This window comes from Alkalibacterium psychrotolerans, from assembly GCF_054784355.1.
On record NZ_BAAGPH010000137.1, the window covers coordinates 17,082 to 27,616 of the forward strand.

The 10,535-nt window shown below is 43.8% G+C and carries 9 protein-coding genes and 1 riboswitch; of the genes, 1 reads left to right on the forward strand and 8 read right to left on the reverse strand.

What is annotated here, in order from left to right; translation table 11 throughout:
- Positions 1-124 precede the first annotated feature (124 nt).
- A complete protein-coding gene (locus ACYVLS_RS11160) occupies positions 125-1,063 on the forward strand; it encodes a DUF368 domain-containing protein (RefSeq protein WP_460324533.1) in 939 nt (312 codons plus the stop codon).
- A gap of 64 nt (positions 1,064-1,127) precedes the next feature.
- On the opposite strand, the gene ACYVLS_RS11165 is transcribed toward ACYVLS_RS11160, so the two are convergent.
- The 8 genes from ACYVLS_RS11165 to gcvT form a co-directional block, all read right to left on the reverse strand.
- Complete coding sequence (locus ACYVLS_RS11165; RefSeq protein WP_460324535.1) at positions 1,128-1,589, reverse strand: DUF305 domain-containing protein; 462 nt, start codon at positions 1,587-1,589, stop codon at positions 1,128-1,130.
- Position 1,590: 1 nt separating this feature from the next.
- On the reverse strand, positions 1,591-2,109 hold the full coding sequence (locus ACYVLS_RS11170) for an O-acetyl-ADP-ribose deacetylase (protein ID WP_460324537.1): 519 nt from the start codon (positions 2,107-2,109) through the stop codon (positions 1,591-1,593).
- Between the two features lie 576 nt (positions 2,110-2,685).
- Entirely contained in the window at positions 2,686-4,407 is a 1,722-nt protein-coding gene (locus ACYVLS_RS11175; RefSeq protein ID WP_460324539.1) for a Na+/H+ antiporter NhaC family protein, read from the reverse strand.
- 82 nt (positions 4,408-4,489) lie between these two features.
- A riboswitch (Lysine riboswitch) is annotated at positions 4,490-4,659 on the reverse strand.
- Between the two features lie 95 nt (positions 4,660-4,754).
- A complete protein-coding gene (locus ACYVLS_RS11180) occupies positions 4,755-5,540 on the reverse strand; it encodes an SDR family oxidoreductase (protein WP_460324541.1) in 786 nt (261 codons plus the stop codon).
- Between the two features lie 139 nt (positions 5,541-5,679).
- Positions 5,680-7,143 (reverse strand): aminomethyl-transferring glycine dehydrogenase subunit GcvPB, encoded by a 1,464-nt coding sequence (gcvPB, locus tag ACYVLS_RS11185; protein ID WP_460324543.1) that lies wholly within the window; start codon positions 7,141-7,143, stop codon positions 5,680-5,682.
- Between the two features lies 1 nt (position 7,144).
- Positions 7,145-8,500, reverse strand: coding sequence for an aminomethyl-transferring glycine dehydrogenase subunit GcvPA (gcvPA, locus tag ACYVLS_RS11190; RefSeq protein WP_460324545.1), 1,356 nt, complete (start codon positions 8,498-8,500; stop codon positions 7,145-7,147).
- Between the two features lie 84 nt (positions 8,501-8,584).
- Positions 8,585-8,971, reverse strand: coding sequence for a glycine cleavage system protein GcvH (gene gcvH, locus ACYVLS_RS11195; protein ID WP_460324547.1), 387 nt, complete (start codon positions 8,969-8,971; stop codon positions 8,585-8,587).
- A 70-nt stretch (positions 8,972-9,041) separates the two neighbouring features.
- Positions 9,042-10,154, reverse strand: coding sequence for a glycine cleavage system aminomethyltransferase GcvT (gcvT, locus tag ACYVLS_RS11200; RefSeq protein WP_460324549.1), 1,113 nt, complete (start codon positions 10,152-10,154; stop codon positions 9,042-9,044).
- Positions 10,155-10,535: the final 381 nt, after the last annotated feature.

Below are 10,535 nucleotides of genomic sequence, written 5' to 3' on the forward strand. Positions count from 1 at the left end.
TTCTGCCCCTATTCTCCGATATCAATAGTGGGAATGAGGGTATTTTAGTGCTATTAATATTTTTTAAATGTGGTAAAATGAAGCTCGTACACACTACTCATGAATTAATAAAAAGGAGCACATTATGCATTACATATGGATGGCAATAAAAGGTTTGTTTATCGGTATTTCAAATATTATTCCCGGAGTATCCGGCGGAACGATGGCTGTTTCTTTCGGGATTTACGATGACGTGATTCATGCATTTACTCATGTCCGAAAAGAAAAGAAAGCCAGTTTGAAAATATTGGTACCTTTGATTATCGGTGCTTTAATTGGCGTAGCCGGTTTTTCAATGGTGATTGAATGGCTGCTTGCATCATATACACTTTACACTGCCTTTGCCTTTGTCGGCTTGATTTTAGGCGGTCTGCCTATCTTACGCACCTCTTTCAGAAAGAGTCTTGAAGTGGAAGGAAAAGCGATTGGCCCTGTTCATATTATCTTGTTTATCCTCTTCTTCATCTTGGTTGCATGGATGGGAGTGGCTGAAGTGGCAGGCGGAGGCGTTCAAAGCATATCTCTTGAAGTTGGTCCGATGCTTGCCTTATTCTTTGTTGGCCTGATATCGGCTGCTGCAATGGTTATTCCTGGGGTCAGCGGGTCCCTACTCATGCTGATTATCGGTTATTATTATGCCGTCATTTACACAATCAACGGCTTTACCGAAGCATTGGGTACCTTTAATATGGAAAATCTGATTCCTTTTACTATTCTCCTGCTGGTATATGCCTTAGGAATGGTTGTCGGTATAATATTAATCAGTAAAGTGATTGATTACTTCTTTAAAACTCAACCGGGCTTCACTTATGCCTCTATTTTAGGACTGGTTATGGCTTCACCGGTAGCAGTGGTATCCAATACAAATGCACTTGCTGATCTCGACGGCAGCGGTGGTCTGGTTAGGCTCCTCATTGCGGTTATTATTGCTGCAGCCTGTTATGCACTGACTTATGCTATTGGACAAACTAAAGACTCCACGGAAGCTATTCCAGAAGAGTCAAAACCCCTATCTGATCGCTGATAATCCAATAACTAAACTCCCTTGCCTTTCCTTATGGAAAAGCGAGGGAGTTTTTTGTAACTGTTTAATCTTCTTCTGATTCATTTTGAAGTTCTTCAATCAGCTCATTCATTTCTTGTATTTCTCTTTCCTGTGCTTCTATAATTTCGTCAGCAAGCTCCTGAACTCGTGGATTTTCAAGGTTTGCCCGTTCACTTGTTAGAATAGCGATGGAATGGTGTGGAATCATTGCTCTCATCCAGGACGTGTCATCTACTGTTGACTGGCTTCTGACGAGAAACAGCATAAGGGCAAACACTATTGCCGCGGACCCAAGAATGGCCGCATTAACTTTTTTATTGGTATACATATTCCACATAAACAGAAGCATGACAACCGCCATGACAGCTCCCATCATAATAGCCATAAAAATTCGCGTCTGACTGAACTCGAAATGACTGATTTCATAGATATTCAGATACATTAGAAAATACATAATAACGGTCGATGTTAGAATCATCAGACCAAAACGGATATACTTTTTCATTTTATTTATCCCCTTCCTTATTTTCCAGACTCTTCTTTAAAGCCTCTTCTGTTTTATTATCAAACGCGACAAGGTAAACTGTTTCGACTGACTGATTACTAGCAGCTTCTTCGCGTAAAGTATGCACAGCTATAGCGGAGGCTTCTTCTATCGGATAACCGTAGATTCCTGTGCTGATGGCAGGAAAAGCTACTGTCTTAAGCTCTTTTTCGTTCGCTCTCTTCAAGCTGTTTCTATAACAATCCTTCAGCTTTTCTGGTTCACCGCTATTGCCGTCACTGTAAACAGGCCCCACAGTATGGATGACATAATCAGCAGGCAATTCGAATCCAGGTGTGACTTTAGCTTCGCCGGTTTCTGCTCCGTTCAGCTCTCTGCATGCTTCTTTCAGCTCGGGACCGGCAGCTCGGTGAATCGCCCCATCAACGCCTCCGCCTCCTAAAAGAGACTTGTTGGCCGCATTCACTATCGCATCCACGTCCAGTTTGGTGATGTCCTCTCTAATGACTTTTATTTCCATTTTGCTCTCTCCTTCACTAACACATTGTTTGATTTAATGGTAAGAAAACTGAGTAATTCTTGCAATGAATACGCCTTGTCGAAGGAGGATACTCAATGTCCATTGAGTATCAACTAAACTGTTATAAAATGTCTTTTATTAGATTTTAAGAGAGATAGTATCAACTCATTGGGTGTGACTTTCCCAGTTACATTAATACTGGGTTATTCACCCAACTCAGCTCGGAGACTCTGGTCCAGTTACTGTAATACTGGGTTATTCGGCCAACTAGGCTGGGAGTCTCTACCCCGGTTACTATTATCCCAGGTTATTCAGCCAACTCAATTTGAAAGAGCATCTCAGTTAATACTTACTTGCAATTATAGGTTCCTTTCCCTTGCCATCTAATTAAATGGTGTTGATTTTATATTTAACCCCATCAATTATGATTCACAGCATCGCCCTATTAAAATGGTTCTTGATGAAACAGCACTTCTGTTTCATCTCCTTCTTTGTTTTGGTTAAAAAAACTTGCTATTCACGGTATATCAAAAAAAAGCAGGCTACCCTAATTTAGGACAGCCTGCTTTTCATCTGTTATTTACTTTTTTCCAGTTGTGCAGTTGTGTCGACTTTTTTACCGAAGATGAAGACTACAGCAATGACGGCCAGGAAGGCAATCGCCAATACAATATAGACGTTCAAGCCGAATGCAGTAGGCAGGTAACCGAATGCGATGGATATACCGGCAATCGTCAAAGCGTATGGCAGCTGCGTCTTAACGTGGTCCAGCAGGTTTGAGCCCGCACCCATGGAAGACAGAATGGTTGTATCTGAAATCGGTGAAGAATGATCCCCGAAAATGGCACCGGTCAGAACAGCACCAGCAGACATAACGATAAACTCTGCATTTTCAGGCTGCATAGCTGTTGCTAACGGAATAGCCAGCGGCATCAGAATACCCATTGTTCCGTAGGATGTTCCTGTCGCAAAGGATATAACAGCCCCCAGCAGGAAAATAACGGTCGGCAACAGGGATGGCGGCATTGTATCACTTAGTAGGGACACCAGGTAATCAGCTGTTCCCAACTCTCCCATAATGCCTGAAAGTGACCAAGCTAGCAGAAGAATTACTCCGGTAATCATCAATGTCTTCATTCCGTTGACCCATATGTCGATGCCTTTACCAAATGTAAAGTGTCCTTTTGACACACCCATGACTAAGGCTATGATACTGGCGATTAAAGCTGCCTGAAACAGAACAACAGAGGCATCAGAAGCGCCGAAGGTTTCTCTTAATGTGACAAAGGAGAACGGAGAGTTCTGAATCGTATCAATAATCGCGGCATCGCCTGACTCAAGTAAGGTCTGGCGTCCATCAGTGTAAAAACCGATAAAACTGAAGACTATCAGAGAGCCGATTGGAACGAGTGCACTCCAGATGGAAGGTTTGCCTTTAGCGATGACTTCCAACTCTTCATCTTCGCTCACAGCAGTTGACCCTTTGGCAATCAGTTCATGAGTATCTCGCGCACGTTCCTGAGCTTTTCTCATTGAACCGAACTCGCGCAAGGTTGCAGACGTCAGGACAACGAAAAACAGCATCAGAATATTGTAGAAACGGTAAGGAATGGTTTGAAGGAAGACCCCATAGGCATTCACATCCATTCCGATAGACTGATAGGCATCGTTAATCAGACCGACTTCATAGCCAATCCACGTTGAAATCAGTGCGATACCGGCGATTGGCGCGGCAGTTGCATCAACGATAAAAGCCAGACGTTCACGGGAAATCTTCATTTTATCAGATACCGGACGCATAATTGGTCCGACAATTAAGGCATTAGCATAGTCATCAAAGAAAATCAGCAGTCCCAGTGCCCACGTAACCAGCTGTGTACTGATTGGACCTTTGGCTTTCCTGGCAAGACTTTCCGCTATCGCTCGCGCACCACCAGAACTCGTGATCAAAGCAATTAGACCACCAATGACGAGGACTTGAAGAATAATTCCGGCATTCCACGGATCCGCCAGAGATTCCAGAATATAGTCCACAATATCAGTAAAACCAAAGATGAGACCAGACAAAATATTGGCTCCACCCGCATACTGGGCAATCACTGTCCCGGAAAAAATTCCGAAGAACAGGCTCAGTACCACGTTTTTAGTGATAAAAGCCAATACGATAGCCACAAGTGGCGGAATCAGAGTCACGGCTCCTAAAGTCGAGGCCATGCCGGCTTCTACCTCTTCGGCGAAAACAGGTGTTGGTATTAATAACAGCAGAGCTGCAAGGGGTAGTACAATGCGTTTTTTCATAAGTAAAATCTCCTATTTCATTTTTTAAAACAGAAAAAAAGCACCCAGGAACAGTTCCCCAGATGCTTAATAAGGACAGCATTTAAAGGATAGTGCTCCACGAATGTCGTGACAGTCACCCGCTTATTAAACGAATGCCCAGAGAAAGCAAGTGACGCTCACCTTCTCTTCGGCAAAGAACCCTTTTTGCACTAGTCATCGGGAGTCACCCTCTTAGTCCATACTCTTTTTCTTTGCGCCTCTATCTTTTTTTCAGTTTTCAACTTTATATAGTTTACAATCTTCTGTCTTTTTATGCAACCCTATTTTCAAAAAATGAACCATTTCTAAGAAAAGGTACTGCCCAACTAATAAGCTTTTGTCAACCCGCCGTCAACGAGAATAGTCTGACCGGTGACATAAGTATTCACACCTGATACTAAAAAGGCTGCCATCTTGGCAAATTCTTTCGGCTCGCCGTAACGGCCGGCCGGAATCTGCTCTTTTATGGCTGCTTGGACTTCTTCTTTCGTCTTACCTTCACGCTCGGCACGACTGGAATCCAGTTCGGTCAATCGGTCGGTTTCAATACGTCCGGCTCCAATGGTGTTGACCATAATCCCGTCTTTTGCCAGTTCCTGTGACAGACTCTTCGATAAGCCCTGGACTCCCATCCGGAATACATTTGAGAGCAACAGGCCGTCTATTGGCTGCTTCACTGATGATGACGTATTGTTCAGAATATGCCCACCGTTTTCTTTCAAATCGGGCAGCACGGCGCGGATGGTGCGGATATAACTGAGCAGCGTCAGGTCAAATGCTTTCTGCCACTGCTGATCGGTCAAATCGTCAAATGAGCCGGCTGGCGGCCCTCCCGTATTATTCACCAGAATTGAAATCGGTCCAAAAGTATCACGGGTCACATCAACCAGACTTTTAATACTCTCTCCGTCCGTCAAATCTGAAACCATGTAATCCACTTTCCCTTTTGCAACGAGTTCAATTTCCCTTTTAGCCGCCAGAAGTTTATCCTTGCTACGGCTGGTCAGCATGACGTTTGCGCCTTCCAGAGCCAGTTCTTTTGCAATAGCTTTCCCTAAACCTGAGCTTGAAGCCAAAACCAGTGCCGTTTTCCCTTTTAAATGCAAATCCATATACATTCTCTCCCTATTAAAACAGACTCTTTCAACTGGGAAGCCAAAGAGCCTGTTTCATTTAATAGTATTCAGTTTAGCTTACTCCAACAGTTCAGGCAATGACTACGCCTTTTCTGCTGAGATCAGACTGTGTACCTTAATTTTTCTGGTAAGTCACAACCGGTTTACGTGCAGCGGTCACTTCGTCCAAGCGTTTAACGGCTTTATGGAATGGTGCACCGGTGATGGTTTCCGGATTGGACTCTGCATCTTTGGCAATCTCAATCATCGCATCAGCAAAGGCATCCAGTTCTTCTTTTGCTTCCGTTTCTGTCGGTTCAATCATCAGACATTCCTCAACAATCAGCGGGAAGTAGACGGTTGGTGCATAGAAACCATAATCAAGTAAACGTTTGGCAATATCGAGCGTTCGAACACCCAGTTTCTTCTGTCGGTTACCGCTCAAGACAAATTCGTGTTTACAGTGAGAGGCATACGGCGTGTCGTAGTATGGCGACAGACGTGCTTTCAGATAGTTGGCGTGCAGAACCGCATCTTCAGAAACCTGCTGCAGGCCTTCCGCTCCCATAGAACGAATGTAGGAATACGCTCTAACGTTGACGCCAAAGTTACCAAAGTAGCCTTTCACGCGGCCGATTGACTGCTTGTGATTAGTCGTGACCGAATACGTATCTCCCTCTTTTTCAATACGCGGTGATGGCATGAAGTCTTTCAAGTACTCTTTCACTCCAATAGGACCAGATCCCGGTCCGCCACCTCCATGAGGGGTGCTGAATGTTTTGTGCAAGTTCAGGTGAACCACATCAAAGCCCATTTCGCCAGGTGTGGACTTGCCTAATATAGCATTCGCATTGGCTCCGTCATAATACAGCAGTCCGCCCGCTTCGTGAACTATTTCAGCAATTTCGACAATATCCACTTCAAACAAGCCTAAGGTATTCGGGTTCGTCAGCATTAGACCAGCTGTATCCGGTCCAACCGCTTCTTTCAACGCATCGACGCCGACTCGTCCTTCTTTGTTGGACTTGATTTCCACAACGTCATAGCCGGCGACAACTGCACTGGCTGGATTGGTGCCGTGTGCTGAATCGGGAACGAGAATCTTTTTACGTGTCTCACCGTCCCCATTAGCCTGGTGATAGGCTTTGAAGACTAACAGTCCAGCCCATTCGCCTTGTGCACCAGCTGCTGGTTGAAGCGAAATAGCATCCATACCGGTTACTTCTTTCAGGTTTTCTTCCAGTCTGTGCATTAGTTCAAAAGCGCCCTGAGCCGTTTTCACTGGCTGAAGCGGATGAATATTGGCAAAACCAGGGTAGCGGGCAATGTCTTCATTTACTTTAGGGTTGTATTTCATCGTACAGGATCCTAAAGGATAAAAGCCTGTTTCGATACCAAAGTTTTTGTTTGACAAGTTAGTATAGTGGCGCATAACCTGCAGTTCTGACAATTCAGGCAGTTCTGCAGGTTCTTCTCTTACAATGTGGTCAGGAACAGCACTGTTCAAGTCAAAGGCATCAACAGAGGATTCCGGCAGGCTATAGCCTTTACGGCCTGCTTTGGAAATTTCAAATAATAATTTGTCATAAGTCGTGGTCATATTATTTCCCCTCCCCTGCTAATAATGAAACAAGTGTATCCATTTCTTCTTTTGTCCGTTTTTCTGTCACACATAAAAGCATGGCATTGTCTTCGTTCAATTCTTCTGACACATCATAGCCGGGAACAAATTTATTATCGAGCAACTCATCGCTTACCTCTGAGAAGCTGCGGTCCAGTTTCACGACAAATTCATTGAAGAAATCATTTCCGGATAACACGGTGACACCTTTGTCTTCAAGAGCCTGTTTCAGGTAGTGCGCATGATTAATGTTCTGCTGAGCCATTTCTACCAGACCAACTTTACCGACTGCCGCCAGAAATACAGACGATCCCAGAGCAAAGAGTGCCTGATTTGAGCTCATATTCGATGTCGCTTTTTCACGTCTGATGTGCTGTTCACGTGTCTGAAGGGTCATAACAAAGCCGCGCTTTCCGTCTTTATCCGTAGTCTGACCGACAATGCGGCTCGGAACTTTACGCATGAATTTTTTCTTGACTGCGAAGTAACCACAGTGCGGTCCGCCAAAACTCATTGGCAGGCCAAGCGGCTGGGTATCCCCGACAACAATATCAGCACCCAGTTTCCCAGGACTTTCAAGAGTTGCCAGAGCTAATGGGTTGGCCATGACAATTAAGAGACCTTTAGAATCTTCCATCAACTGTTTAATTTCTTTCAAGTCTTCAATCGTTCCAAAGAAGTTCGGATACTGGATAATGACAGCGGCTGTGTCCTCGTTGATCTGGTTTTTCAGTTCATTCAAATCAGTGCGTGTACCGTCCAGCTTAACTTCATTGACGGCGTATTCCATTCCGTAAGCATAAGTCGCAATGACTTCTTTAGCCTGAGGGTGCAGCCCTTTCGAATAAAGAACGGTCTGTTTTTTTGTAGCGGATACAGCCAGGTTGCAGGCTTCGCCAAGTGATGTGAAGCCATCATATAAACTAGAGTTAGCCACATCCATGCCCGTCAATTCACACATCATGGTCTGGAATTCAAACAAGGCCTGAAGTTCCCCTTGACTCGCTTCAGGCTGATATGGGGTATACGCCGTCATGAACTCTGAACGAAGCAGAACATGATTGACGATACTGGGGCTGTAATGATCATACGTACCGGCACCTAAAAAGTAAGCATGGTTTTCAGTTGTAATATTTTTAGCAGCCAGTTCTTTCATATGTTTTGTTAGAGCCTGTTCACTTAGAGCCTCTTCCAGTTCAATGGCTTTATCTTTTGTCGCGCGGGTAGACTCAGGGATATCAGAAAACAATTCTTTAATTGAAGACACGCCAATCGTTTCCAGCATATCTTTGCGGTCCTGGTCAGTCGTCGGTAAGTATCGGTGCAGTTTAGTCAAAAGGGTCACTCCTTTTCCTCAAATGGTTTTAAGTAGGAGAAAGAACAGACACTGCTGCCTGCTCTCTTCCGTTACATTTTAATTTTATAGGTTTGAAACAAACTCTTCGTATGCCTTGGCATCCATCAGGCCGGAAACATCCACTGCTTCTGATGCTTTCATTTCAATCAGCCAACCCTCTTCAAAAGGTGATTCATTCAGTTTTTCCGGCTCATCTTCAAGGGAGTCATTAATTTTCGCAACCGTGCCTTTTACCGGCGCATAAATTTCTGACGTCGATTTAACTGATTCTACTGTTGCAAACTCGTCTTCAGCATCCAGTTCTGCATCCACTTCTGGAAGCTCAACAAAGACGATATCTCCCAGCTGTTCTGTTGCATATTCAGAAATTCCGATGCGGACATAATCGTCACTCACTACTTCTACCCACTCGTGTTCTTCTGTGAAATATAATTTTTCTTTATCTGTCATGACAATTCCTCTTTTCTAGGTTTTTTAGTTTTTAATTTAGTTAATTAGAGCAAAACGACTTGTTCAGCTTTTAATTTTTTAAAAATGCTTTTTTAATCAGTTTCGCTGGGACTCTGTTTTTTCTAACTTGGATGTACACAGTATCGCCGAGTTTGCCGGCTGCTTTTTTCATCCGTACAAAGCCGATACTCTTTTCCAGAGTAGGTGATTTTGTGCCTGATGTGACGACCCCGATTTCTTCGTCCTGATCATTATAAACCGGGTAGCCTTCGCGTGCAATGCCTCTTTCCAGCAGTTCAAATCCGCGCGACAGGTATTCTGCACCTGCTTCTTTCTGTTTTTCCAAAGCTTTTTGTCCGATGAAGGGCTCGTCTTTATCCCATTTCACCGCAAAGCGCAAGCCTGCTTCAAGTGGCGTTATCTCTTCTGACAGATCATTACCATACAGTGGCATACCCGCTTCTAGACGCAGCGTATCACGCGCCCCTAGACCGCACTCTGTAATGCTGTAAGCTTCTCCTTCTTTAAGGAACGCTTTCCATAAAGCTTCAGTCTGATTCCAGTTGATGTAACATTCAAAGCCGTCTTCTCCTGTGTAACCTGTTCTGGATAGCAATACATTGTCAAACTCCTGCGAGCTGACGTTCTGCTGGAACTGATAGTTTTTAATGTCTCTGACTTCTTCTCCGAAAACAGCCGCTACAACCTCAACAGCTTTGGGTCCCTGAATGGCAATCAAGCCTGTCTCCAGCGACTGATCGTTGATGACAACTGATCCATCCTGATGCTTCAGCAGCCAGTCTCTAATTTTAGCTGTATTAGATGCGTTAGGGGTAAGCAGATAATTGGTCTCGCTTTTCTTGAAGATAATGATATCATCAAGAATGCCGCCGTCTTCTTTTGTAACCAGAGTGTAGATTGCCTGGTCAGGTCCGATTGACGCCAGATCGTTTGTAATGAGTCGATTCAGCCATTTGGTCGCCTGCTCTCCACTCACTTCAATTTCTCCCATATGGGACACATCAAACAGGCCTACACTTTTTCTCACCGCATGATGTTCATCCATCAGCTTGGTGAATTGAATAGGTAGAGCCCATGATCCGAAATCAACCACCTTAATGTTGTTTTCCTTATAATAATCATATAAAGGTGTTCGTTTCAATTGTGTTTCTTCAATTGACAATGCTATCCCTCCATTACATTGATTGCACCAGAACGGTGCGACTATTCCCATTCATAATAACATGTTTTCATTCGTTCTCAAACAGTCAAAAACTGTTTCTCATTATTATGCAATCGCTTCCTTTTTTATAAAGACGAATACTCATAAGGTTTTAATCCGCTTTCGTTCGTTACCCTAAATGTTTTTTTATAATAATTCTAGACGCCTTCTCTTTTCAGTACAGACTCTCTCTGTGCTATACTTAAAGTACTAAATAAGCATTATGGTGGTAAGTCAAGAGAATAGATTATAAATAGACAACCTAATTTCATAAAAAAGGGTTCACTGAACTAAACCGTCACGTATTCGAAAATACGTTCGGTTTATGTCTTCGGATAGTCG

Excerpts from the sequence above, each read along its gene's own strand:
- ACYVLS_RS11160 (WP_460324533.1), top strand. The coding sequence starts at position 125 with ATGCATTACATATGGATGGCAATAAAAGGTTTGTTTATCGGTATTTCA.
- ACYVLS_RS11165 (WP_460324535.1), bottom strand. The coding sequence starts at position 1,589 with ATGAAAAAGTATATCCGTTTTGGTCTGATGATTCTAACATCGACCGTT.
- ACYVLS_RS11170 (WP_460324537.1), bottom strand. The coding sequence starts at position 2,109 with ATGGAAATAAAAGTCATTAGAGAGGACATCACCAAACTGGACGTGGAT.
- ACYVLS_RS11175 (WP_460324539.1), bottom strand. The coding sequence starts at position 4,407 with ATGAAAAAACGCATTGTACTACCCCTTGCAGCTCTGCTGTTATTAATA.
- ACYVLS_RS11180 (WP_460324541.1), bottom strand. The coding sequence starts at position 5,540 with ATGGATTTGCATTTAAAAGGGAAAACGGCACTGGTTTTGGCTTCAAGC.
- gcvPB (WP_460324543.1), bottom strand. The coding sequence starts at position 7,143 with ATGACCACGACTTATGACAAATTATTATTTGAAATTTCCAAAGCAGGC.
- gcvH (WP_460324547.1), bottom strand. The coding sequence starts at position 8,971 with ATGACAGATAAAGAAAAATTATATTTCACAGAAGAACACGAGTGGGTA.